This window comes from Pseudomonas sp. GW456-12-1-14-TSB6 (assembly GCF_059424205.1).
Window position 1 is genome coordinate 107,740 of sequence record NZ_JBWKZE010000005.1, and the last position, 23,292, is coordinate 131,031.

Sequence of the window (23,292 nt, forward strand, 5' to 3'; positions counted from 1 at the left end):
TTCCTTCGCAAAGCCTCAAGACGGGCGCAAACCGCGTTCCAGCCAGAGACGGCTGGCGAGGGTGACCACGCCATCGAGCAGCAGGGCCAGCAGCGCAGTGCACGCGGCGCCGAGCAGCAGTTGCGGCTGATTGTTCAGGGCGATGCCGGGGAAGATCAGGCTGCCGAGGCTGTTGGCGCCGATCAGGAAGGCCAGCGGCGCGGTACCGACGTTGATCGCCAGCGCCACCCGCACACCGCCGACGATGATCGGCACGGCGTTGGGCAACTCGACTTTCCACAGCACCTGGCGCGGAGTCATGCCGATCCCGACGGCGGCTTCTTTCAGCGAGCCCTGGACGTTTTTCAGGCCTTCATAGGTGTTGCGCACAATCGGCAACAGCGAGGCGAGGAACAAAGCGAAGATCGCCGGACCGCTGCCGATGCCGAGAATCCCCAGGGCAATCGCCAGCACGGCCAGCGGCGGCACGGTGTTGCCGATGTTGAAGATCTGCATGAAGCGTTCGGCGCGGCCGACCATGGTCGGGCGGCTCAGGAAGATACCGGCGGGGAGGCCCACGACAAGGGCGGCCAGCATTGAGGCGAGGACGAGAATCAGATGAGCTTGCAGGTAAAACAACAAATCGTCGCGGTAGTGTTCGATCGTGTTGATGCCGATCCAGTGGACCAGCAGGGCCAGGAGCGCGATCACCACCGCACCTCCCATCAGCCCTTTGCCATAGCGGATAGCCACAGGCGGACTCCTTTTTTTAGTCGGCGACCGCTGCTCCGTGTGGCATGCCATGCCTGGCTGCCGGAGTCAGTGTTCGCGAGAAGCAGCTTTTTTTCAGTCCGGCAAAAGCGGTCTGAAAGCGAGCCATGAGCGCAGCCTCGTCAGGCTAACTTGCTGATTTTTCAGCCCCTGACGAATTGTCGTAACAGGGGATGGACGTCTCCGTGCTTTAAAAGGTTCCCATCCGAGGCAGCATTTGGCCACCCTTAATGTGCTCAACGGTTCGGTTATTGAATCGAGTTGGGCTATAATCGCCGCCCTTTTTTGAATCACCGCCAGGCGATTTCCCATGACCAGACAGGCCGCCGAAGTCGCGAAACGCCGCACTTTCGCCATTATTTCCCACCCCGATGCCGGTAAAACCACCATCACCGAAAAGCTCTTGCTGATGGGCAAGGCGATTGCCGTGGCCGGTACGGTGAAATCCCGTAAATCCGACCGCCACGCGACATCCGACTGGATGGAGATGGAAAAGCAGCGGGGCATCTCGATCACCACGTCGGTCATGCAGTTCCCGTATCGCGAACACATGATCAACCTGCTCGACACCCCGGGCCACGAAGACTTCTCCGAAGACACCTACCGCACCCTGACTGCGGTGGACTCGGCCCTGATGGTTCTCGACGGCGGTAAAGGTGTAGAGCCACGGACCATCGCGCTGATGGACGTCTGCCGTCTGCGTGACACGCCTATCGTCAGCTTCATCAACAAACTCGACCGTGACATCCGCGACCCGATCGAACTGCTCGACGAGATCGAAGCCGTCCTGAAGATCAAGGCTGCGCCGATCACCTGGCCGATCGGTTGCTACCGCGACTTCAAGGGCGTGTACCACCTGGCGGACGACTACATCATTGTCTACACCGCCGGTCACGGTCACGAACGCACCGAAACCAAGATCATCGAGAAGCTCGACTCCGACGAAGCCCGCGCACACCTGGGCGATGAGTACGAGCGTTTCCTCGAACAGCTGGAACTGGTGCAGGGCGCCTGCCACGAGTTCAACCAGCAGGAGTTCCTCGACGGTCAACTGACCCCGGTGTTCTTCGGTACTGCACTGGGCAACTTCGGTGTCGACCACGTACTCGACGCCGTGGTCGACTGGGCCCCGCGCCCGCTGCCACGCGTAGCCAACGAGCGCACCGTGGAGCCGGTGGAAGAGAAGTTCTCGGGCTTCATCTTCAAGATCCAGGCGAACATGGACCCGAAACATCGCGACCGTATCGCCTTCATGCGTATCTGCTCCGGCAAGTACGAGAAAGGCATGAAGATGCGTCATGTGCGTACCGGCAAGGACGTGCGCATCGGCGACGCCCTGACGTTCTTCTCCTCCGAGCGTGAACAGCTGGAAGAAGCGTACGCCGGCGACATCATCGGTCTGCACAACCACGGCACGATCCAGATCGGCGACACCTTCAGCGAAGGCGAAACCCTGGGCTTCACCGGTATCCCGCACTTCGCCCCGGAACTGTTCCGCCGCGTACGCCTGCGCGACCCGCTGAAATCCAAGCAACTGCGTCAGGGCCTGCAACAGCTCGCCGAAGAAGGCGCGACCCAGGTGTTCTTCCCGGAGCGCAGCAACGACATCATCCTCGGCGCCGTCGGTGTGCTGCAGTTCGATGTGGTCGCCAGCCGCCTGAAAGAGGAATACAAGGTCGAGTGCTCCTACGAGCCGATCACCGTGTACTCCGCGCGCTGGATCGAATGCAGCGACAAGAAGAAGCTCGAGGAATTCTCCAACAAGGCCGTGGAAAACCTGGCACTGGACGGCGGCGGTCACCTGACCTACCTCGCGCCGACCCGGGTCAACCTGGCCCTGATGGAAGAGCGCTGGCCGGACGTGAAATTCCGTGCGACGCGCGAGCATCACTAAGCGCTGAACTGCTCCATCCAAAGCCCCCGATGCAAAAGCCTCGGGGGCTTTTTATTGGCTGTAGATAGGTTGCTCAGCAAGCGATCGGGAGAAGCGATCTCGCTTAGCCGATCCGGTTATAAGCGTTATTCGAAAGCGGTCTGTCCACGCATGGCATTTCCGGGCATTGGTTAGCGTCCTATCTGGTGAACCCGGCGGATCGGAACTAGATTTCAATCAGCGTCAGGTCAGCATGAATTTCTCACTTGGAACAGGATGGACTCGGCTATGAAAAGCAGGTTGCTACGGATTTTGCTGCTGTTGAAAGTGATGGTGATGCTGTCCCTCGGCACCGCGACGGCCTGGGCCGAGTGCGAGGATCACGATACCCAGGCGTCCAGCGGGCAGGTGGGGCACAGCACGCTGATGCTGGCCAAGTCCGAGTCCGAGCCGGGCGATAAGGGCCAGGGTGGCAGCGCCGACGATGACGACTCGACCACCGATGAGCCGGACACCGATGATCCGGATGAGGGCGACAGCCAAACTTAGTGTGCGGAGGGCACATTTCCACGCATTTGGCTTTCAGATGGACGGGTTGGGAAAAGGCGAAGCGTGGAGCTTCGCCTTTTTGTTTTCTCTGCGTGCTTAGCGTGGCTGGATTTGAGCCTTTCCGGAATTGAAGATGGGGACGTCGTACGTGCCGTAAATGAAGTCCTCATCTTCCATGTGGTCGTACTTACTGCTGACAATCCCTTTGCAAACAGCAATGGTGTTTTCCAGGAAAAAGTATCCACCCGGAGTTCCAGCCTTGGAGCGAGGCTGCGACAAGAAGTACTGGATCTTACGAGCACGGCTAACCGTCAGCTTGTCCTCGTCCGACAGTTCGTCCATACCCAGTGTTGCAATGATGTCTTTCAGTGATCCGTATTTCTCCAGCAAGTTCAGAACGCTATTAGCTGTTTTGTAGTGTTCTTCACTGACCACGTCCAGGTCCAGCAGGCGCGAAGTCGAGCTCAGTGGATCTACCGCTGGATAGATATTGTCGGCGGCCAGTTTTGTAGACAGAACGAAGGAGGCGTCCAGGTCGGCGAAAGTGGTCGACGGCGCCGGGTCGGTCAGGTCCTCCGCAGGTGTGTAGATGGCTTGTACAGAAGTTATCGATCCCCTCGGCTCTCGCGGGGCGCCTATCTCTGTCGCGAGGGTCGGCTGGTAAGCGACTTCCGAAGGTATTCGACCGAGCAGTGCGGAGACTTCGCTACCGGCCTGGGTGAATCGGGGGGAGGAATCGATTGTCACCAGAACGTTACGACCTTCGTCACGGAAATGCTCGGCCACGGCCAATCCGACTTTTACCGCCCTTAGATAGTCGTCCTGTGAGTCATGTTCCGAGCCGATCAATCTCAATCGTTTGTCATCACTTGCGTCCTTACTTATGGAGTTCGGGTAGCTCGACCCAAGCCCGATTTCTATAGAAACAACAAAAAACGATTGCTGAGATTTTGCGATGTTATTTATCAGTTCCTGTATCAATACCGTCTTGCCAACCCCTGCTCCCCCGAACACACCGATTTTGCTGCCCTTCAGAACGGGGCGCAGCAGATCGATCGTCTTGATCCCGGTTTTCAGCGTGTGGGAATCCGTTGGCTCTGACGTGATGTCTATGGGGTAGTCTTTGCTAGCCCTGGCAGTGAGCTCCCCCTTGCCGTCCCGCGGTTGGAGATTAAAGTCAACCACCCGATCCAGCAGCGCACGAGGGTGCGGTGTAGCGATGTGTTCATCGTTCATTTCCTGATACTCCAGATCCAACAATAGAGGGATTGAGTGCAGCGTCACGCGTATTGAGTACGTGAAACCATAAGCCTGCCTCGCTCTATCGAGCACCTGTCATAACTGACAGTTGTTTAGACCGTTGCGCGATAGCCCGGGATTTTTTGGTCACCCCACCGAATATCCAACGACGCCGGGTCAGCCGGATGTAAACGCCGGGCAAAAGAAAACCCCTTCTTTCTCGACTGATGCGCAATCGGGGCAGAAGGGGTTTGGTCAACTCATCAACAACCCGCCCCGGGAAACGGGGCGGGTTTTTTCATGCCGCGCCGTCGAGGAACTGCTCGGCGTAGTGGCACGCGACCTGACGGGTGTCGAGCTGGCGCAGAACCGGCTCTTCGCTGCTGCAACGCGCGGTGGCGTACGGGCAGCGCTTGTGGAACGCGCAGCCAGGCGGCGGGTTCAGCGGGTTGGGCAACTCGCCGACGATCTTGATTTTCGGCTTGTCCGGATCCGGATGGATGGTCGGGGTCGCCGACAACAGCGCCTGGGTGTACGGGTGCAGAGGGCGGGCATAGATGTCGTGCTTCGGACCGATCTCCACCGGGCGACCGAGGTACATCACCATCACGTCATCCGCCACGTGCTGCACCACCGCCAGGTTGTGCGAGATGAACACGTAGCCGGTGTTGAACTCCTGCTGCATGTCCATGAACAGGTTCAGCACCTGCGCCTGGATCGACACGTCCAGCGCCGAGGTCGGTTCGTCCGCCACCAGCACTTTCGGTTGCAGCATCATGGCGCGGGCCAGCGCGATACGCTGACGCTGACCGCCGGAGAACATGTGCGGATAACGCTGGTAGTGCTCGGGACGCAAGCCGACCTGCTTCATCATCGCCTGGACTTTCTCGCGACGCTCGGCGGCCGACAGGTTGGTGTTGATCAACAGCGGCTCGGCCAGTTGATCACCGATTTTCTGCCGAGGGTTCAACGACGCGTACGGGCTCTGGAACACCATCTGCACGTCTTTGCGCAGTTGTTTGCGCTGAGCCTTGTCGGCGCCGGCCACTTCTTGCCCGGCGATTTTCAGGGAACCGGACGACGGCTCTTCGATCAGGGTCAGGGCGCGGGCGAGGGTGGATTTGCCGCAGCCCGATTCACCGACGACGGCGAGGGTCTTGCCGGCTTCCAGCTCGAACGACACGCCGTTGAGGGCGCGCACGGTGGCGTGGCCCTTGAACAGGCCACGGGAGACTTCGTAGTGACGGGTCAGGTCGCGGGCGGTAAGTACGACGGCCATTACGCCACCTCCTGGTTCAACGGATAGAAGCAGCGGGCGAGGCTGTGGCTTTTCGGGTCAAGGGTCGGACGCTGCGCGCGGCAGCTGTCCTGCACGTACGGGCAGCGCGGCGACAGCAGGCAGCCTTGCGGGCGGTCGTAACGGCCGGGAACGATCCCCGGCAAAGTCGCCAGACGCTCGGCACCCTGGCTGTGTTCCGGAATCGCCTTGAGCAGCGCTTCGCTGTACGGGTGGGCCGGGATGTCGAACAGTTGCGGCACCTGCCCGACTTCAACGGCTTGACCGGCATACATCACGCACACACGCTGGGCGGTTTCGGCCACCACGGCGAGGTCGTGGGTGATCAGCACCAGGCCCATGTTCTGCTCTTTCTGCAACGCCAGCAGCAGATCCATGATTTGCGCCTGAATGGTCACGTCGAGTGCAGTGGTCGGTTCGTCGGCGATCAGCAGTTTCGGCTCGCCGGCAATCGCCATGGCAATTGCCACACGCTGGCTCATGCCGCCGGACAGTTGATGCGGGTAGGCATCCATACGGCTGGCGGCGCCCGGGATTTCGACTTTTTCCAGCAGTTCGATCGCGCGTTTGCGCGCTTGCTTGCCGGACATTTTCAGGTGCAGGCGCAGCACTTCTTCGATCTGGAAACCGACGGTGTAGCTCGGGTTCAGCGCGGTCATCGGGTCCTGGAACACCATCGCCAGGTCTTTGCCGACGATCTGCCGACGCTGGCGGTTGTTCAGCTTGAGCATGTTCTTGCCGTCGAAGCTCAGCGAATCGGCGGTGACGATCCCCGGGTGCTCGATCAGGCCCATCAGCGCCATCATGGTCACGGACTTGCCGGAACCCGACTCGCCCACGATCGCCAGGACTTCGCCCTTGTCGACTTTCAGGTCGAGGCCGTCGACGACCGGGGTGGCGTTCTTGTCGCCGAAGCGAACGTTGAGATTCTTGATTTCTAACAGTGACATGGGAATCTCCTCAGGCGGCGTTCTTGAGTTTCGGGTCCAGCGCATCGCGCAGGCCGTCGCCCATCAAGTTGATTGCCAGCACGCTGAGCAAAATGGTCAAACCAGGCAGACTCACCACCCACCAGGCGCGTTCGATGTAGTCGCGGGCCGAAGCCAGCATGGTGCCCCACTCGGGGGTTGGCGGCTGGACGCCGAGGCCGAGGAAGCCCAGGGCGGCGGCATCGAGAATCGCGGAGGAGAAGCTCAACGTCGCCTGGACGATCAGCGGTGCCATGCAGTTCGGCAGCACGGTGATGAACATCAGGCGTGGCAGACCGGCACCGGCCAGGCGCGCGGCGGTCACGTAGTCGCGGTTCAGCTCGCCCATCACGGCGGCACGGGTCAGACGCACGTAGGACGGCAAGGACACCACGGCAATCGCGATCACGGTGTTGATCAGGCCAGGGCCGAGGATGGCGACGATCGCCACGGCCAGCAGCAGCGACGGCAGGGCCAGCATGATGTCCATCAGACGCATGATGGTCGGGCCGACCACTTTCGGGAAAAAACCGGCGAACAGACCCAGCAGGATCCCCGGGATCAGCGACATCACCACCGACGACAGACCGATCAGCAGCGACAGGCGCGAACCCTGGATCAGACGCGACAGCAGGTCGCGACCCAGTTCATCGGTGCCGAGCAGGAATTGCATCTGCCCGCCTTCGAGCCACGCCGGCGGCGTCAGCAGGAAGTCGCGGTATTGCTCGCTCGGGTTATGCGGGGCGACCCACGGCGCGAAGATCGCGCAGAAAATCACCAGCAGCATGAACAGCAGGCCGGCGACGGCGCCCTTGTTCTTGGCAAAGGCCTGCCAGAACTCTTTGTACGGTGACGGATACAGCAGACTTTGATCCACGGCGGTGGCGGCGGTGACTACTGAGGAAGTTGGAGTGCTCATGGGTATTGACCTCAGCGCTGATGACGGATGCGTGGGTTGGCAAAGCCGTAGAGGATATCCACCACGAAGTTGACCAGAATCACCAGGCAGGCGATTAACAGGATGCCGTTTTGCACAACCGGGTAGTCCCGGGCGCCGATGGCTTCGATCAGCCATTTACCGATGCCGGGCCAGGAGAAGATGGTTTCGGTCAGGACCGCACCGGCCAGCAGGGTGCCGACTTGCAGGCCGACCACAGTCAGCACCGGAATCAGCGCGTTGCGCAGGCCGTGGACGAACACCACGCGCGACGGCGACAGGCCTTTGGCCTTGGCGGTACGGATGTAGTCTTCACGCAGCACTTCGAGCATCGACGAACGGGTCATTCGCGCGATCACCGCCAGCGGAATGGTACCCAGCACGATGGCCGGCAGGATCAGGTGGTGCAGGGCATCGAGGAACGCGCCCATGTCATCGGCCAGCAGGGTGTCGATCAGCATGAAGCCGGTGCGTGGCTCGATGTCGTAAAGCAGGTCGATCCGCCCGGACACCGGGGTCCAGCCCAGGCTCACCGAGAAGAACATGATGAGGATCAGGCCCCACCAGAAGATCGGCATCGAATAACCCGCGAGGGAGATGCCCATCACCCCGTGGTCGAACAGGGATCCTCGCTTGAGGGCCGCGATCACCCCGGCCAGGAGGCCCAGGATGCCGGCGAACAGCAGGGCGGCCATGGACAGTTCCAGGGTCGCCGGGAAGAGGGAGGTGAACTCGGTCCATACGCTCTCACGGGTGCGCAGGGATTCGCCGAGGTCGCCGTGGGCCAGTTTGCCGATGTAGTCCAGGTATTGGGCGTACAGCGGTTTGTTCAGACCGAGGCGTTCCATTGCCTGAGCGTGCATTTCGGGGTCGACCCGACGTTCGCCCATCATCACTTCCACGGGGTCGCCGGGAATCATGCGAATCAACGCGAAAGTCAGCAAGGTGATGCCGAAAAACGTGGGGATCAACAACCCCAGTCGGCGGGCAATAAAACTAAACATCGTGTGTGGTACCTCATCAGCCGGTTAGGCGTGCCCGGTTTCCCTGGGGTCAGGGAAACCGGGAGTTTTCTTATCTACTTCACCTGGGTGGTGGCGAAGTTATTGGTTGTCAGAGGGCTGATGTGATAACCCTCTACGTTGTTGCGCATTGCGGTAAACATGCGGGTGTGGGCCATGCTGATCCACGGCTGATCCTGATTGAACAGCACTTGAGCCTGTTCATACAGCCCGGCGCGTTCGGCCGGATCTACTTTAGCCCGTGCTTCGTCGAGCAGGGCCTGGAATTTCTCGTTGCACCAGCGCGCGTAGTTTTCGCCGTTCTTGGCGGCTTCGCAACTGAGCATAGGCGTCAGGAAGTTATCCGGGTCGCCGTTGTCGCCCGCCCATCCGGCCGAGACCATGTCGTGCTCGCCGGCCTTGGCGCGTTTGAGCATCTCGCCCCATTCCATCACGCGGATGTCGATCTTGATCCCGACTTTCGCCAGGTCAGCCTGCATCATCTGCGCGCCGAGCATCGGGTTCGGGTTGGTCGGGCCGCCGCCGTTACGGGTAAACAGGGTAAACACGGTGCCTTCCGGTACGCCGGCTTCCTTGAGCAGCTTGCGGGCAGCATCGAGGTCACGTGGCGGGTTCTTCAGTTCGTGGTTGTAGCCCAGCAGGGTTGGCGGGTACGGGTTGACCGCAACCGTCGCGTTGCCTTTGCCGAACAGGGCGTTGACGTAGGCTTCCTTGTCGAAGGCGATGTCGATCGCCTTACGCACCCGCACGTCGCTGATGTACTTGTGCTGGGTGTTCATGGCGACGTACGAGACGGTCATCGCATCCAGTTCGTCGACTTTCAGATTGCTGTCTTTCTTGATGCTCGGGATGTCATCCGGTTTCGGGTACAGCGCGATCTGGCACTCGTTGGCCTTGAGTTTCTGCAAGCGCACGTTGTTGTCGGTGGCGATCGCCAGGATCAGCGCGTCAGCCGGCGGCTTGCCGCGGAAATAGTCCGGGTTGGCCTTGAAGCGCACCTGGGCGTCCTTGTTGTAGCGCTGGAAGATAAACGGCCCGGTGCCGACCGGCTTGTTGTTCAGATCGCCAGTCTTGTTGGCCTTGAGCAACTGATCGGCGTACTCGGCCGAGTAGATCGAGGAGAACGCCATGGCGATGTCGGCCAGGAACGGCGCTTCGCGACGGGTCAGGGTGAACTTGACGGTGTTGTCGTCGACTTTCTCGACGCTTTTGAGCAGTTCCTTGAAGCCCATGCTTTCAAAGTACGGGAAGCCCACGCTCGACAGCTTGTGCCACGGGTGATTCGGGTCCAGCTGACGCTGGAAACTCCAGACCACGTCGTCGGCGTTCATGTCGCGGGTCGGCTTGAAATATTCGGTGGTGTGAAACTTGACGCCTTTGCGCAGGTGGAACGTGTAGGTCAGGCCGTCGTCGCTGATGTCCCAGGATTCGGCCAGCGCCGGAATCACTTCGGTGGTGCCGGGCTTGAAGTCCGCCAGACGGTTTAAGATGGTTTCGGCCACCGCGTCGGCTGTGACTGCAGTCGTGTACTGGACTATATCGAAGCCTTCCGGACTGGCTTCGGTGCAGACCACCAAGGGTTTGGCCGAGACGCCGACAGCGACACTCAGCAACGCAGCCGCGATGGCCGCACGTAGGGGAAGCATTTTCATCAAGAACCCTCTGCAATCGGTTGAAGACAAAAGCCGAACGGCCGACTCGTCACTGAGTCAGCCGTCGGCTGGCGGTTTTACAGGATGTTGAATGGAACGGTGGTCACCAGACGGAACTCGTTGATGCTGCCGTCAGCCTGGTTTTCGCTGGCGCGGTGCGCGGTGTAGGTCGCGCGAACGGTGGTTGCCTTCAGAGGACCGCTCTGTACGGCATAAGCGGCACCGATGCCGTATTCATAGTGGTGCTCGCCGTCCATCGACTGCACGCCATCGTAGCCGCCACCCTTGTAGTGAGTGCCGTCGATGCCCCAGCCGCGGGCCTGGTAGATGTTGAACTTCAGGCCTGGCACGCCGTATTCGGCCATGTTCAGACCGTAGGCCACCTGGAAGGATTTCTCGTTCGGGCCGTTGAAGTCCGACAGCAGGGAGTTGGCCAGGTAGATACCGTTGGTTTCGTGCAGGTAGTCGAAGTACTCGTTACCGTTCACTTCCTGGTAGGAGAAGGTCAGGGTATGCGCCTGGTGGGTCAGACCGAACGACAGGGAGTAGGTGTCGTTGTCGATTTCACCGAGTTTTTTCTTACCTTCGTCCACGGTCTTGTAGTAGTTCAGACCGGTGGTCAGGGCCAGAACCGAGCTGTCACCCAGCACGTGGGTGGCGCCGAAGTAGTACTGGTTCCACAGGTCTTCGGCCTGGGTGCCCCACAGGCTGGTGGTCAGGCTGGCGAACGGCTGGTACGAGATACCGCCGGTGTGAACGTGGTCGGCTTCGGCATCGATCGCGCCGTATTCGGAGCGGAATTTGCTCAGGCTTTCTTCGGTACGCGGCGACACGCGGTCGAACGAGGCCAGGTCGAAGGACAGGTTGTTCAGTTCTTCGCTGTGGATCGCGAGACCTTCGAAGCTCGATGGCAGCGGACGGTTGCCGATCACATCGACCTGCGGGCTGCTGAAGTTCATGCGACCGGCGGTCAGGGTGGTGTTGGAGATCCGCGCCTTGACGTTGGCCAGGCCGACTTTGCTCCACTGGCCCTGGGCTTCGCCGCCTTCACGGGTCAGGGTACGGTTGTTGCCCGCGCCTGGACGGGTTCCCGGTGCGCCGCCGTTGTTGGCCGCCAGGTTCTCGCGGTCACGCTCCAGCGCGATGGCGTTGTACGCCGCCACTTCGGTGCTGAAACCGACGGTGCCTTCGGTGAAGCCCGAGTTGTACTTGACGATAGTGCCTTGCACCCAGTTGATACGGCGGTCGGTCGGGGTGGCCACACCATCCTTGCGATAGGTGAACTTGCCGCCGCGCTTCAGTTGTTCGTTGGCGTACCAGTTGCGGGTAGTGCCGGTGATCGACTGACCTTCGACGAAACCGGTGGCTTCTGCCTGGGCGCTCTTGGTGTTGACGGTCACCGGGGTGAACGCCTGGCTTTGGGTTTCCGCGTAAGCCGTGGCGGTGATGCTGCTGATGGCCAGGGCCAGTATCGCGGTATTGCTCAGTTTCATGGGTGAAGCTCCTTTACTTTCTTTTTATGCCGGCTTTTTTGGGTTGGCCGGTTATTGGTTTAGAACTCATTCACACATCGCAAACGTTTGCAAAAGGCCTGATTGGCGAATTTCGGCAAAGCGCTTGCGTGAGGGGGTAGACGGCCCCCTCAGCATTGCGGCTAATCGGTTTTTTGTTTAATCGATGCTGACACCCGAAAACACGTTGCGACCGAACGGGCTCACCTTGAACCCTTCGACTTTGGCGCTCAGCGGCTGGTTGACCGTCGAGTGGGCGACAGGCGTGATCGGCACTTGCTGCTTGAGCAGTTGCTGGGCCTGTTTGTAGAGCACGGTGCGCTGGTCGCGGTCGGTGACGACCTTGGCCTGCTTGATCAGCTTGTCGTAAGCCGGATCGCACCACATGGAGTAGTTGTTGCCGCCGATGGCGTCGCAGCTGTATAGCGTGCCGAGCCAGTTGTCCGGATCCCCGTTGTCACCGGTCCAGCCGATCAGGCTGACGTCGTGCTCGCCATTCTTGGTGCGTTTGATGTACTCGCCCCATTCGTAGCTGACGATCTTCACTTTCAGACCGATCTTGGCCCAGTCGGCCTGGAGCATTTCGGCCATCAGTTTGGCGTTCGGGTTGTACGGACGTTGTACCGGCATCGCCCACAGGGTGATCTCGGTGCCTTCCTTGACGCCGGCAGCCTTGAGCAGCTCTTTGGCTTTTTCCGGGTTGTAGGCGGCGTCCTTGATGGTGTCGTCGTAGGACCATTGGGTCGGCGGCATGGCGTTGACGGCCAGTTGGCCGGCGCCTTGATAAACAGCGTTGAGAATTCCCTGTTTATTCACCGCCATGTCCAGCGCCTGACGCACTTCGAGCTGGTCGAACGGCTTGTGGCGCACGTTGTAGGCGATGTAGCCGAGGTTGAAGCCTGGTTTCTCGATCAATTGCAGTTTCGGGTCGTTCTTCAGTGCCGGCACATCGGCCGGACGCGGGTGCAGGGTGACCTGGCATTCGCCGGCCTTGAGCTTTTGCACACGTACCGAGGCGTCGGTATTGATCGCGAAAATCAGGTTCTTCAGCTTCACCCGGCTCGGATCCCAGTAGTGCGGGTTGCCGGTGTAGCGAATGTTCGAGTCTTTCTGGTAGCTCTTGAACACGAACGGGCCAGTGCCGATCGGCTTCTGGTTGATGTCGCTCGGCTTGCCTTCGGCCAGCAGCTTGTCGGCGTACTCGGCGGACAGAATGGCGGCGAAGCTCATGGCAATGTTCTGGATGAACGCGGCGTCGACGCTGTTGAGCGTGAACTGCACGGTCAGCGGCCCGGTCTTCTCGACCTTGGCGATGTTCTTGTTGAGGCTCATCCCGTTGAAATACGGGAACTCGGTCGGATAAGCCTTACGGAAAGGCAGTTGCGGATCGAGCATGCGGTTAAACGTGAACAGCACGTCGTCGGCGTTGAAATCGCGTGTAGGTTTGAAGTACGGCGTTGTATGAAATTTCACCCCTTCACGCAGGTGAAAGGTGTACTTGAGGCCGTCCTCGGAAATATCCCAGCTGGTTGCGAGGCCCGGTACTACACCAGTCGCGCCTTTTTCGAACTCGGCCAGGCGGTTGTACAGCGGTTCGGCGGCGTCGTTATCGGTCGCCGTCGTGTACTGCGCGGTATCGAAACCGGCCGGGCTGCCTTCGGAGCAGAACACCAGGCTGTCGCTGGCGGCGAAACTGGCGGACGTGGCGGCCAACAGGCCGGCGCCCAGCAATGCGGAAAAAACCAAGGTATGGCGCATGACGCTCCCTCTTTTTTAGTGTTTTTCAATGCGCCGCGATCCCGTCCAGGGACGTTGTGGCTGCATTGAGCTCCAACCGAAACGAACAGCAAAACCGAAAGCCCACGCAGTCACTGGTCAGAACCCGACGGTAGGGGCCGTGGGTCTGGCAGTAAATGCGCTGAGTCCTAAAGACTCGTAGGAAAAGGCGACACGTCCTAAACCATCCCGGTCAGACGGGCTGGAAAAGGTTGTAGGCAAATTCCTTACTTCTCGGCAAAAAAAACAGCGGCGACGCTGAAAACGTCGCCGCTGCCTCTTTTATTTGCTGACGCTGACGCCGTAGAAGGAGTTCAAGCCGAACGGGCTGATCTTGAAGTCCTGCACGTTGGCGCGCATGGGTTGATACACCGTCGAGTGAGCGATAGGTGTCATAGGGACTGCATTTTTGAGGACGTGCTGCGCCTCTTTGTAGAGTTCGGTGCGCTTGGCCTGGTCAGTGGTGCGCTTGGCTTCTTTCACGAGGCCGTCGAATTTCTTGTCGCACCATTTGGAGAAGTTGTTGCCACTCAGGGAGTCGCAACCAAACAACACGTTGAGCCAGTTGTCCGGATCACCATTGTCACCGCTCCAGCCAATCAGCATGCCCTGGTTCTCGCCACCCTTGGAGCGCTTGATGTACTCGCCCCACTCGTAGCTCTGAATCTTCACGTTCAGACCGATTTTCTTCCAGTCGGACTGGAGCATTTCGGCCATCAGTTTGGCGTTCGGGTTGTACGGACGCTGAACCGGCATCGCCCACAGAACGATCTCGGTACCTTCCTTGACGCCGGCTTCCTTGAGCAGCTGTTTGGCTTTCTCAGGATCGTACTTGGCGTCCTTGATGGTGGTGTCGTAGGACCACTGGGTCGGCGGCATGGCGTTGACGGCCAGTTGGCCCGCGCCCTGGTATACCGAGTCGATGATCTGTGGCTTGTTGACCGACATGTCCAGCGCCTGGCGAACGCGCAGGTCGGCCAGCGGATTAGGCTCGTTGCTGCCCTTGACCTTGTCCATCACGTTGTAGGCGATGTAGCCCAGGTTGAAGCCAGCCTGGTCAGGCATCTTCAGCGCAGGATCGGCTTTCAGTGCCGCGAGGTCGGCCGGACGCGGGAACAGGGTGACCTGACACTCGTTCTTCTTCAGCTTCTGGATACGTACCGACGGGTCGGTGGTGATGGCGAAGATCAGGTTGTCGATCTTCACGTCTTCAGGCTTCCAGTATTCCTTGTTGCCGGTATAGCGGATGTTGGAGTCTTTCTGGTAGCTCTTGAACACGAAAGGACCAGTGCCGATCGGCTTCTGGTTGATGTCGGCAGCCTTGCCTTCTTTCAGCAGCTGGGCTGCGTACTCGGCGGACTGGATCGACGCGAAGCTCATGGCCATGTTCTGGATGAACGCAGCGTCGACTTCTTTCAGGGTGAACTTGACGGTGTGGTCGTCGACTTTATCGATCTTGGTGATGTTGGTGTCCATCCCCATGTCGGTGAAGTACGGGAATTCGGTCGGGTACGCCTTACGGAACGGGTCATCCTTGTTAATCATGCGATTGAAGGTGAACAGCACGTCGTCGGCGTTGAACTCACGAGTCGGCTTGAAATACGGGGTGGTGTGGAACTTGACGCCTTCGCGCAGGTGGAAGGTGTAAGTCAGGCCGTCATCCGAGATGTCCCACTTGGTCGCCAGACCAGGAATCACGGCGGTACCGCCACGCTCGAACTGGGTCAGACGGTTGAACATGGTTTCGGCTGAGGCGTCGAAGTCGGTTCCGGTGGTGTATTGGCCTGGATCGAAACCGGCCGGGCTGCCTTCGGAGCAGAACACCAGGTTAGTCGCAGCGGTGGCGAAAGGTGCGGAGGCTAACAAGCCTGCGCCGACTAAAAACGGAATGACCGCGTGTTTAAGCATGTTGGCCTCATGATTTGTTGTCATTTTTTAGTAGTGAGGTACGACCTCGTGAGTCGTGCCTGCGGATACTTATGCAGGGCCCATACCCAATGCAAGATCCAGAGCGCTCGGCGGCCTCAAAGCGTGGCACGAACGTACCTTAATGTCGCATCCGTATAACTTCTGACGCATTTGACCGTTTGCGACCGGTTTTTACGGTGCAAATGGAGCCCCAAAACGGTGCATTGGTCATGCCGTACGCGCCGCATTGGGGCCGGGTGTTACTTATTTATACCCACGCCATAGAAGGGGGTTAGACCGAACGGGCTGATCTTGAAGTCGCTGACTTCCTTGCGCAGCGGCTGGAACACCGTGGAGTTGGCGATCGGCGTGATCGGCACCTGCTGTTTAAGGATCAGTTGCGCCTGTTGATACAGTTTTACCCGTTGCGATTTATCGGTGGACACCTTGGCCTGCTGCACCAGCTTGTCGTAGGCCGGATTGCACCATTTGGCGTAGTTGCTGCCGTTCACCGCCGCGCAGCTGTAAAGCACGCCCAGCCAGTTGTCGGGGTCGCCGTTGTCACCGGTCCAGCCGTAGATCATCGCGTCGTGTTCGCCATTCTTGGCGCGCTTGATGTACTCGCCCCATTCATAGCTGACGATGTTGGCCTTGATACCGATCTTCTCCCAATCCTGCTGGATCATCTGTGCCGACATCCGCGCATTCGGGTTCGAGGCGCGCTGCACGGTCATGGCCCAGAGGTTGATGGTTGTACCCGGTGCAACCCCGGCTTCCTTGAGTAGCGCTTTGGCTTTCACAGGGTCGTGCGGCGCGTCTTTTATGTTCGGATCGAACGACCATTGCGCTGGCGGCAAGGCGTTTTGCGCCAGCTGTCCGGCACTCTGATAAACCGCTTTGATGATTGCCGGTTTGTCGATGGCCATGTCCAGCGCCTGGCGCACTTTGAGCTGATCCAGCGGCGGATGGGTGGTGTTGTAGGCGAGGAAGCCGAGGTTGAAACCGGGCTGCTTCAACACCCGCAGGTTCGGGTCTTTTTCCATCACTTCGATGTCGGCGGGGCGCGGGTAACCGCTGACCTGGCATTCGCCGGTCTTGAGCTTTTGCAGGCGGACGGCGGCGTCCGGGGTGATCGAGAACACCAGGTTGTCGAGCTTCACGTCCTCGGGTTTCCAGTAGTCCTTGTTCGCGGCGTAGCGGATCTGCGCGTCCTTCTGGTAGCGCTTGAACACGAACGGGCCGGTGCCGACCGGTTTCTGGTTGAGGTCAGCGGCGTGGCCTTCCTTCAGCAATTGGGCGGCGTATTCGGCCGATTGCACCGAGGCGAAGCTCATGGCGAGGTTTTGCACGAACGCGGCGTCGACGTTGTTCAGGTTGAAGCGCACGGTGTTGTCGTCGAGTTTTTCCACGGATTTGATCGTGGTGTTCAGGCCCATGTCGGTGAAGTACGGGGACTCGGCGGGGTAGGCCTTGCGAAAGGCGTTGTCCGGGTCGAGCAGGCGCTGGAAGGTGAAGAGGACGTCGTCGGCGTTGAAGGTTCGGGTTGGGGTGAAGTAGTCGGTGGTGTGGAATTTTACGTTTTGGCGCAGGTGGAAGGTGTACTGGAGGCCGTCCGGGCTTACGTCCCATTTGGTCGCCAGACCGGGTTCGACTTCGGTGCCGCCGCGTTTGAATTGGGTGAGACGGTTGAAGAGGGTTTCGGCGGAGGCGTCGAAGTCGGTGCCGCTGGTGTATTGGCTGGGGTCGAAGCCTGCGGGGCTGGCTTCGGAGCAGTAGACGAGGGTTGTGGCTGCGTTGGCGATTGGGGTTATGGCGGTCAGGGCCAGGGTGATCAGGAGTGGTTTTAGGGTGGATCTATGCATGTCTGGCCCGTGGGTTTTTAGGTGGTTGTTGTTTGAGGTTAGCGGGGATTTGGGGGTGTTCGGAAATATCGTTTTTTGAGGGGATGCGTCTATCTCGGTATATCTGGGCTTGTGTACATATCCGTTGCTGCGGTAACGGCTTCTTATGGTTCCGCCCTGACGGCGGGTCACTTTTTACAAACGCCTAAAAAGTAACCAAAAACGCTTGCTCCTGCGTTCGGCCCCTCGCTGGGGCTCGGGGTTCCTTCGTTACGGGATTCATCCGGGGGCATCGCCTACGGTTTGCTTCGCTGCACCTCCTCTCGATGTGTTTGGCTTCGCCAAACGGTCGCTGCGCTCCCACCCCCGGATAAATCCCTCCACTCAGCCTTCCGACGTCGCCAAAAGATCAAGAGCTTTACTCGAGCTAACGCTCATCGTGTTGAGTGGTGGGAAGCGGAAAGCGGAAAGCGGAAAGCGGAAAGCAACTGCGGACTGCTTGATCGTTCCCACGCTCCGCGTGGGAATGCAGCCCGGGACGCTCCGCGTTCCATTTTCGAATGTTTAAAGATGTGTGGGATTCACCGAACCTTCCCACAAGGTTTTCAGGTTGTCCGTCGGAAGCACGATCCCTAGTCTTTGGTTGTCGCAGAAGACTCTGCGATCGGGAGGTGAGATTCCCGGTTACTGAATTTGGAAACCAGAGCAAGCCGCCCCATAATCGCCGCCAGTTCATGCTGTCGGCAGTTCTTTATGGCGGCTATGTACGGGCGGACTTCGGTCCGGCCGGGTTGGTTTCCTTACCGGTAATCTCACTCCGTACATAGTTGCCACCTCATTTCTCGAGTGAGATCGGAAATGAGTGGCGCAAATTCATAAGGAAATGCTCCATGAACAAGCCCGTACCCGACCCACCCCTCGAAACACCCACACCCCTCGAAGAAGCCATGCGCGCCGAAGACCTCGCCCGCAACCGCGAAGCCATCAAACGCGCCCTCGACTATTACCTGTGCCCCAACCCCACCAAACCGCGCCCGAGCACGATGTACATGGTCACGCCCAACGTCGACACCGAAAGCCTGCTGGCCAATGCCTGCGAATCCCTGGCCTCGGCCAGTACCATCGCCAGCAATTTCGCCAACGAACTCAGCGGCCCGCAACGCAATACGGCACTGGGTATCCAGCAGATCATCATGCTGGCGGAGCTTGCAGTGAACCGCGCGCTGGATCGGGTTGATCCGCAAACCTGACAACACAAATCCCAGGTATAAAAAAAACCGGCGATCATCACTGATCGCCGGTTTTTCATTCAGTCGTCATTCAATCACTGCATCAACACTTCAATCGAGCCATCAGCGGTCAGGCTGACCTGGCTGGTGCCGGCTTCGACTTCAGGCGTGACGGGCGCCGAATCCATGCCAGCGGCTTTCATCATCATCGGGGCGCGCATGTACGGTTGCGGGAAGCCGTTGCTGTTGAGGTTCAGGTTGACGATTTTGTAACCCTTGCCGCCCAGGGCGTCGGTGGCCAGTTGGGCGCGGGCCTTGAAGGCGGTGACGGCTTCTTTCAGCAGTTGGTCTTCGCTGGCCTTGCGGGTCGGGTCGGCGATGGCGAAGTCCATGCCGCCCATTTTCAGGTCGGTCAGCAGCTCGCCGGTGAGTTTGGACAGGGCGGCGAAGTCGGCGCTTTCCAGGCGCAGTTCGGCGCGTTCGCGCCAGCCGGTGATTTTCTGGCCCTTGGTGTCGTAGATCGGGTAGCTGTTGCGGCTGCCCTGGCGCAGGGTGATGTCTTTGACCTGCTTCGCCTGGGCGAGGGCCTTGTTCATGGTGGTGCTGACGTCGGCGGCGAGTTTGGCCGGGTCGGTGTTCTGTTCTTCGGTGTAGAGGGTCACGATCATAAGGTCGCGGGCCACTTCCTGGCTGACTTCGGCGCGCAGGGAAATCTGGTTGTAGTGCAGCTCATCGGCGGCCATGGCCGGAAGGCTGGCGATGCTGCCGACGGTCAGGGCGAGAAGGGCGGCGCTGCGGCGAAATGTGTGCATGAAAGCTCCTTGATGAGGGCGCAGGTGATGGTTCGGGGGCCTGCGTGAAACCATCAGACTCTAGCTTTTATGATCCGGTTCGCCCAGTTACAACTTCTATACAGATGACAAGGCCAGCGACGAGATTCAAGCTGCAAGCCGCAAGCTTTTGCTCGTAGCTTGAAGCTCGCAACTTGCAACTGCTTTTGGGTGTGGTCGTTTGCCGCACTTTCGCCTCTCAAGCCCGCGCCTTGGTTATACTCCGTGCGATCCGCCTGGAGCGCTCATCAGGAGAGCTCATGCTCGCCCCCGTACAACTGACTTCCGCCACTCGCCAGAATCTCTGGCGGCTGACTTTCATCCGCACCCTGGTGCTCGCCGCGCAGGCCGGCTCCGTGGGCCTCGCTTACTGGCTGGATCTGTTGCCGTTGCCGTGGGTGCAACTGGTGATGACCCTCGGCTGTTCGATTCTGCTCTGTGTGTTCACCGCCGTACGCCTGCGCACTTCGTGGCCGGTGACCGAACTCGAGTACGCGCTGCAACTGGCCTGCGATCTGGTTATCCACAGTGCCTTGCTGTATTTCTCCGGTGGTTCGACCAACCCGTTCGTTTCGTATTATCTGGTGCCGCTGACCATCGCTGCGGTGACGCTGCCATGGCGTTATTCGGTGGTGCTGTCCGGTATTGCGCTGGCCTTGTACACATTGATGCTGACGCACTTCTATCCGCTGGAAACCCTGCCGGTGGCCCGGGAGAACTTGCAGATCTACGGCATGTGGCTGAGCTTCGCGCTGGCGGCGGCAGTGATTACGTTCTTCGCCGCGCGCATGGCTGAAGAGCTGCGCCGGCAGGAAGAGTTGCGCGCGATCCGCCGTGAAGAAGGCCTGCGCGATCAGCAATTGCTGGCCGTCGCGACTCAGGCCGCCGGTGCCGCCCATGAGCTGGGAACGCCGTTGGCGACCATGAGCGTGTTGCTCAACGAAATGCAGCAGGATCATCACGACCCGATGCTTCAGGAAGATCTGAAGGTGCTGAAGGATCAGGTAAAACTCTGCAAGGAGACTCTGCAACAACTGGTGCGCGCCGCCGAGGCCAATCGCCGGATGGCGGTGGAGATGCAGGACGTCACCGAGTGGCTCGACGAGGCGCTCAACCGCTGGCACCTGATGCGCCCGGAAGCCAGTTATCGCTTCCAGCGTCTGGGCCAGGGCCCGTTGCCGCGTGTGGCGCCGCCGCCGGATCTGACCCAGGCCTTGTTGAATCTGTTGAACAACGCCGCGGACGCTTGCCCGGAAAACCTTCAGGTGACCCTGGACTGGACCGCCGAAGACCTGACCATCAGCATCCGCGATCATGGCGCCGGTGTGCCGCTGGCCATCGCCGAGCAGATCGGCAAACCGTTTTTTACCACCAAGGGCAAAGGTTTCGGCCTGGGCCTGTTTTTGAGCAAGGCCAGCGTGACACGCGCCGGCGGCTCAGTGAAACTCTATAGTCATGAGGAAGGCGGCACGCTCACCGAGCTGCGCCTGCCCCACGGCGCACGAGGAGAGCAACATGAGTGACGAAATCCAAGTCGAAGGCGAAGAACTGCCGCATTTGCTGCTGGTCGATGACGACGCGACCTTCACCCGAGTGATGGCCCGTGCCATGGCCCGCCGCGGTTTCCGCGTCAGCACCGCCGGTTCTGCCGAAGAAGGCCTGACCATCGCTCAGGCCGATCTGCCGGACTACGCCGCGCTGGACCTGAAAATGGACGGCGACTCCGGTCTGGTCTTGCTGCCGAAGCTGCTGGAGCTGGACCCGGAAATGCGCGTAGTAATCCTCACCGGTTATTCGAGCATCGCCACGGCGGTTGAAGCGATCAAGCGCGGCGCCTGCAATTACCTGTGCAAACCGGCGGATGCCGACGACGTGCTGGCAGCGCTGCTTTCCGAGCATGCCGACCTCGACAGCCTGGTGCCGGAAAACCCGATGTCGGTGGATCGCCTGCAGTGGGAGCACATCCAGCGCGTGCTGACCGAGCACGAAGGCAACATTTCCGCCACTGCCCGCGCCCTGGGCATGCACCGCCGCACCTTGCAGCGCAAACTGCAGAAGCGTCCGGTTCGTCGCTGAACCTGCGCTGAACGACCATCGCCAGCCCTCGCGATAAAACGCACCGATCATCTATGATCGGTGCGTGTCTGTTCTTTTCTTTATCGAGCCTTTTCCATGAATCAGAACGCTGAATATTCCGCGGTCAACGATACTGTGCGCGGGCAGTTTTTTCGCAAGGTGTGGGCCATGACCACGCCTTACTGGCGCAGCGAAGAGAAGGGCAAGGCCTGGACGTTGCTGATCGCCGTGATTGCGCTGACGTTGTTCAGCGTGGCGATCTCGGTGTGGATCAACAGTTGGTACAAGGATTTCTATAACGCCCTGCAGAAGAAGGATGAGGCGGCGTTCTGGCAGTTGATCCTGTATTTCTGCGGCATCGCGGCCGTGGCGATTCTTGGCGCGGTGTATCGCCTGTACCTGACGCAGATGCTGACCATCCGTTGGCGGGCATGGCTCACCGAGAACCATTTCAAACGCTGGCTCGGGCACAAGAACTATTACCAGCTGGAGCAGGGCGGTTACACCGACAACCCTGACCAGCGGATTTCCGAAGACCTCAATACCTTCACCACCAACACCTTGAATCTCGCGTTGGGCCTGATCCGCACGGTGGTCAGCCTGGTGTCGTTTTCGATCATTCTGTGGGGCGTCTCCGGCAGCATCGAAGTGTTTGGTATCGAGATTCCCGGCTACATGTTCTGGTGTGCGCTGCTGTACGCAGCGGTCGGCAGTTGGCTGACGCACCTGATCGGTCGACGCCTGATCGGCCTGAACAATCAACAACAACGCTTCGAAGCTGACCTGCGTTTCTCCATGGTCCGCGTACGTGAGAACGCCGAGAGCATTGCGCTGTACAACGGTGAGCCGAACGAGAATCGCCGTCTGAGCAATCGCTTCGGTCTGGTCTGGCACAACTTCTGGGACATCATGCGGGTGTCCAAGCGCCTGACGTTCTTCACCTCGGGTTACGGCCAGATCGCAATCATCTTCCCGTTCATCGTCGCGGCCCCGCGTTACCTGACCGGCAAGATCGAACTGGGTGAGCTGATGCAGATCAACTCGGCGTTCGGCAACGTGCAGGAGAACTTCAGTTGGTTCATCAATGCCTATGCGGATCTCGCCGCGTGGCGCGCCACCTGTGATCGTCTGCTGAGCTTCCGCCAGGCCATGGCCGACAACGAAGAACGTACGCCAGCCATCGACGTGCAGAATCAGGGTGATGAGCTGAAGGTTCATAACCTCGGCCTCGATCTGGCCGACGGTCGTCATCTACTGACCAGCGCCGACATGACCGTGGAGCAGGGCGATCGGGTGATGCTCAGCGGTCGTTCCGGCAGCGGTAAATCCACGCTGCTGCGGGCGATGGGCCATTTGTGGCCGGCCGGGCACGGCAGTATTCGATTGCCGGCTTCGCGTTATCTGTTCCTGCCACAGAAACCGTATCTGCCGATCGGCACCCTGCGCGACGCCTTGAGTTATCCACAACCGGGCGACACCTACGCGCCCGAGCGTTATGCACAAGTGCTGGAAATCTGCCGTTTGCCGCATCTGGTGGCTCGACTGGACGAGGCCAATCACTGGCAGCGCATGCTCTCGCCGGGTGAACAGCAACGTCTGGCCTTCGCCCGCGCGCTGCTCTATGCGCCGCAATGGCTGTACATGGACGAAGCAACGTCGGCAATGGATGAAGAGGATGAAGCCACGCTGTATCAGGCGCTGATCGATCAGTTGCCCGGCCTGAGCATCGTCAGCGTCGGCCATCGCAGCAGCCTCAAGCGCTTCCATCCACGGCATGTGCGGATCGACAGTGGTCACCTGGTTGAGCAGAACGTGACCGCCTGATATGTCCACA

Annotated in this window: 18 protein-coding genes; 6 read left to right on the forward strand and 12 right to left on the reverse strand. The window is 59.7% G+C overall.

Annotation, left to right across the window (positions count from 1 at the left end; translation table 11 throughout):
• Positions 1-15: 15 nt before the first annotated feature.
• On the reverse strand, positions 16-705 hold the full coding sequence (locus tag AC07Y2_RS06275; protein ID WP_172829515.1) for an ABC transporter permease: 690 nt from the start codon (positions 703-705) through the stop codon (positions 16-18).
• Positions 706-1,060: 355 nt separating this feature from the next.
• On the opposite strand from AC07Y2_RS06275, the gene AC07Y2_RS06280 reads away from it, so the two are divergent.
• Together AC07Y2_RS06280 and AC07Y2_RS06285 are read left to right on the forward strand one after the other, a co-directional pair.
• Positions 1,061-2,644, forward strand: coding sequence for a peptide chain release factor 3 (locus AC07Y2_RS06280; protein WP_011332431.1), 1,584 nt, complete (start codon positions 1,061-1,063; stop codon positions 2,642-2,644).
• Positions 2,645-2,911: 267 nt separating this feature from the next.
• Complete coding sequence (locus tag AC07Y2_RS06285) at positions 2,912-3,172, forward strand: hypothetical protein (protein ID WP_103385642.1); 261 nt, start codon at positions 2,912-2,914, stop codon at positions 3,170-3,172.
• Between the two features lie 96 nt (positions 3,173-3,268).
• Here the strand turns inward: AC07Y2_RS06285 and AC07Y2_RS06290 are convergent, their stop codons facing one another.
• The 10 genes from AC07Y2_RS06290 to AC07Y2_RS06335 all read right to left on the reverse strand — a co-directional run bounded on the left by AC07Y2_RS06290 (position 3,269) and on the right by AC07Y2_RS06335 (position 17,344).
• Positions 3,269-4,408: an ATP synthase beta subunit C-terminal domain-containing protein gene (locus AC07Y2_RS06290; RefSeq protein ID WP_103385643.1), complete on the reverse strand. Its 1,140-nt coding sequence runs from the start codon at positions 4,406-4,408 to the stop codon at positions 3,269-3,271.
• A 301-nt stretch (positions 4,409-4,709) separates the two neighbouring features.
• Positions 4,710-5,690, reverse strand: coding sequence for a peptide ABC transporter ATP-binding protein (locus AC07Y2_RS06295; RefSeq protein WP_085746899.1), 981 nt, complete (start codon positions 5,688-5,690; stop codon positions 4,710-4,712).
• Positions 5,690-6,658 (reverse strand): ABC transporter ATP-binding protein, encoded by a 969-nt coding sequence (locus tag AC07Y2_RS06300; RefSeq protein ID WP_011332433.1) that lies wholly within the window; start codon positions 6,656-6,658, stop codon positions 5,690-5,692. The genes AC07Y2_RS06295 and AC07Y2_RS06300 overlap by 1 nt, the downstream gene beginning before the upstream one ends.
• Positions 6,659-6,668: 10 nt before the next feature.
• The gene (locus AC07Y2_RS06305) at positions 6,669-7,595 is read right to left on the reverse strand and encodes an ABC transporter permease subunit (RefSeq protein ID WP_039769224.1); all 927 of its coding nucleotides are present in this window, start codon (positions 7,593-7,595) and stop codon (positions 6,669-6,671) included.
• Between the two features lie 11 nt (positions 7,596-7,606).
• Positions 7,607-8,617 (reverse strand): ABC transporter permease subunit, encoded by a 1,011-nt coding sequence (locus tag AC07Y2_RS06310; protein WP_007953665.1) that lies wholly within the window; start codon positions 8,615-8,617, stop codon positions 7,607-7,609.
• 74 nt (positions 8,618-8,691) lie between these two features.
• Positions 8,692-10,287, reverse strand: a complete 1,596-nt coding sequence (locus tag AC07Y2_RS06315; RefSeq protein ID WP_103385644.1) for an ABC transporter substrate-binding protein — start codon at positions 10,285-10,287, stop codon at positions 8,692-8,694.
• Between the two features lie 77 nt (positions 10,288-10,364).
• Entirely contained in the window at positions 10,365-11,780 is a 1,416-nt protein-coding gene (locus AC07Y2_RS06320) for an OprD family porin (RefSeq protein WP_103385645.1), read from the reverse strand.
• A gap of 177 nt (positions 11,781-11,957) precedes the next feature.
• A complete protein-coding gene (locus AC07Y2_RS06325) occupies positions 11,958-13,556 on the reverse strand; it encodes an ABC transporter substrate-binding protein (protein ID WP_103385646.1) in 1,599 nt (532 codons plus the stop codon).
• A gap of 300 nt (positions 13,557-13,856) precedes the next feature.
• Positions 13,857-15,482: an ABC transporter substrate-binding protein gene (locus AC07Y2_RS06330; RefSeq protein WP_103385647.1), complete on the reverse strand. Its 1,626-nt coding sequence runs from the start codon at positions 15,480-15,482 to the stop codon at positions 13,857-13,859.
• A 260-nt stretch (positions 15,483-15,742) separates the two neighbouring features.
• On the reverse strand, positions 15,743-17,344 hold the full coding sequence (locus tag AC07Y2_RS06335; RefSeq protein WP_103385648.1) for an ABC transporter substrate-binding protein: 1,602 nt from the start codon (positions 17,342-17,344) through the stop codon (positions 15,743-15,745).
• An 869-nt stretch (positions 17,345-18,213) separates the two neighbouring features.
• Here AC07Y2_RS06335 and AC07Y2_RS06340 point away from each other — a divergent pair.
• A complete protein-coding gene (locus AC07Y2_RS06340) occupies positions 18,214-18,573 on the forward strand; it encodes a DUF6124 family protein (RefSeq protein WP_103385649.1) in 360 nt (119 codons plus the stop codon).
• A 74-nt stretch (positions 18,574-18,647) separates the two neighbouring features.
• Here AC07Y2_RS06340 and AC07Y2_RS06345 read toward each other — a convergent pair whose 3' ends face one another.
• Complete coding sequence (locus tag AC07Y2_RS06345) at positions 18,648-19,364, reverse strand: SIMPL domain-containing protein (protein WP_103385650.1); 717 nt, start codon at positions 19,362-19,364, stop codon at positions 18,648-18,650.
• Positions 19,365-19,642: 278 nt separating this feature from the next.
• On the opposite strand from AC07Y2_RS06345, the gene AC07Y2_RS06350 reads away from it, so the two are divergent.
• The 3 genes from AC07Y2_RS06350 to AC07Y2_RS06360 all read left to right on the forward strand — a co-directional run bounded on the left by AC07Y2_RS06350 (position 19,643) and on the right by AC07Y2_RS06360 (position 23,282).
• Positions 19,643-20,905 carry an ATP-binding protein gene (locus AC07Y2_RS06350; RefSeq protein WP_011332442.1) on the forward strand — a complete coding sequence of 421 codons (1,263 nt, stop codon included), beginning with the start codon at positions 19,643-19,645 and terminating at the stop codon, positions 20,903-20,905.
• Positions 20,898-21,458: a response regulator transcription factor gene (locus AC07Y2_RS06355; RefSeq protein ID WP_003221630.1), complete on the forward strand. Its 561-nt coding sequence runs from the start codon at positions 20,898-20,900 to the stop codon at positions 21,456-21,458. Before AC07Y2_RS06350 ends, AC07Y2_RS06355 begins: the two co-directional genes overlap by 8 nt.
• 96 nt (positions 21,459-21,554) lie before the next feature.
• Entirely contained in the window at positions 21,555-23,282 is a 1,728-nt protein-coding gene (locus AC07Y2_RS06360) for an ABC transporter ATP-binding protein/permease (RefSeq protein ID WP_103385651.1), read from the forward strand.
• Positions 23,283-23,292: the final 10 nt, after the last annotated feature.

Bases quoted from the DNA above. Each gene is read 5' to 3' on its own strand.
- AC07Y2_RS06325 (WP_103385646.1), bottom strand. From the start codon at position 13,556: ATGCGCCATACCTTGGTTTTTTCCGCATTGCTGGGCGCCGGCCTGTTG.
- AC07Y2_RS06350 (WP_011332442.1), top strand. From the start codon at position 19,643: ATGCTCGCCCCCGTACAACTGACTTCCGCCACTCGCCAGAATCTCTGG.
- AC07Y2_RS06355 (WP_003221630.1), top strand. From the start codon at position 20,898: ATGAGTGACGAAATCCAAGTCGAAGGCGAAGAACTGCCGCATTTGCTG.
- AC07Y2_RS06330 (WP_103385647.1), bottom strand. From the start codon at position 15,482: ATGCTTAAACACGCGGTCATTCCGTTTTTAGTCGGCGCAGGCTTGTTA.
- AC07Y2_RS06280 (WP_011332431.1), top strand. From the start codon at position 1,061: ATGACCAGACAGGCCGCCGAAGTCGCGAAACGCCGCACTTTCGCCATT.
- AC07Y2_RS06300 (WP_011332433.1), bottom strand. From the start codon at position 6,658: ATGTCACTGTTAGAAATCAAGAATCTCAACGTTCGCTTCGGCGACAAG.
- AC07Y2_RS06310 (WP_007953665.1), bottom strand. From the start codon at position 8,617: ATGTTTAGTTTTATTGCCCGCCGACTGGGGTTGTTGATCCCCACGTTT.
- AC07Y2_RS06305 (WP_039769224.1), bottom strand. From the start codon at position 7,595: ATGAGCACTCCAACTTCCTCAGTAGTCACCGCCGCCACCGCCGTGGAT.
- AC07Y2_RS06290 (WP_103385643.1), bottom strand. From the start codon at position 4,408: ATGAACGATGAACACATCGCTACACCGCACCCTCGTGCGCTGCTGGAT.
- AC07Y2_RS06275 (WP_172829515.1), bottom strand. From the start codon at position 705: ATGGGAGGTGCGGTGGTGATCGCGCTCCTGGCCCTGCTGGTCCACTGG.
- AC07Y2_RS06360 (WP_103385651.1), top strand. From the start codon at position 21,555: ATGAATCAGAACGCTGAATATTCCGCGGTCAACGATACTGTGCGCGGG.
- AC07Y2_RS06340 (WP_103385649.1), top strand. From the start codon at position 18,214: ATGAACAAGCCCGTACCCGACCCACCCCTCGAAACACCCACACCCCTC.
- AC07Y2_RS06315 (WP_103385644.1), bottom strand. From the start codon at position 10,287: ATGAAAATGCTTCCCCTACGTGCGGCCATCGCGGCTGCGTTGCTGAGT.
- AC07Y2_RS06335 (WP_103385648.1), bottom strand. From the start codon at position 17,344: ATGCATAGATCCACCCTAAAACCACTCCTGATCACCCTGGCCCTGACC.
- AC07Y2_RS06320 (WP_103385645.1), bottom strand. From the start codon at position 11,780: ATGAAACTGAGCAATACCGCGATACTGGCCCTGGCCATCAGCAGCATC.
- AC07Y2_RS06295 (WP_085746899.1), bottom strand. From the start codon at position 5,690: ATGGCCGTCGTACTTACCGCCCGCGACCTGACCCGTCACTACGAAGTC.
- AC07Y2_RS06285 (WP_103385642.1), top strand. From the start codon at position 2,912: ATGAAAAGCAGGTTGCTACGGATTTTGCTGCTGTTGAAAGTGATGGTG.
- AC07Y2_RS06345 (WP_103385650.1), bottom strand. From the start codon at position 19,364: ATGCACACATTTCGCCGCAGCGCCGCCCTTCTCGCCCTGACCGTCGGC.